General features: G+C 63.7%; 1 protein-coding gene. It reads right to left on the bottom strand.

The window, feature by feature from the left end; all coding sequences use genetic code 11:
• Positions 1 to 119, bottom strand: a 119-nt coding sequence (locus AC0L20_RS41490; protein ID WP_473295910.1) for a YnfA family protein, incomplete at its 3' end; no start/stop codon positions are given.
• Positions 120 to 251: the final 132 nt, after the last annotated feature.

Below are 251 nucleotides of genomic sequence, written 5' to 3'. Positions count from 1 at the left end.
AGCGAGACTATGCCTGGCGCCAGCCACAGCGGCGACTTTTCCAGTCGCCACCATGCCCAGATCGAAAAGCAGCCGGCGATCTCGGCAAGGGCAGCGATGATGTAGATGAGATAGGTCATGAAGAGGGTCTCGTGGCGACGGCGAGACCTTTTTCGGCATGCAGGCAGGCAATGGCAAGCGGCAATGGCGTGGCGGCCGGCAGTTATTCCGGATCCGCCACCTTGCGCCGCCGCACGGGCTTGGCGGCAGGG

The organism is Bradyrhizobium sp. Kon58, from assembly GCF_055807455.1.
This window is presented reverse-complemented; position numbering and strand designations above follow the sequence as displayed.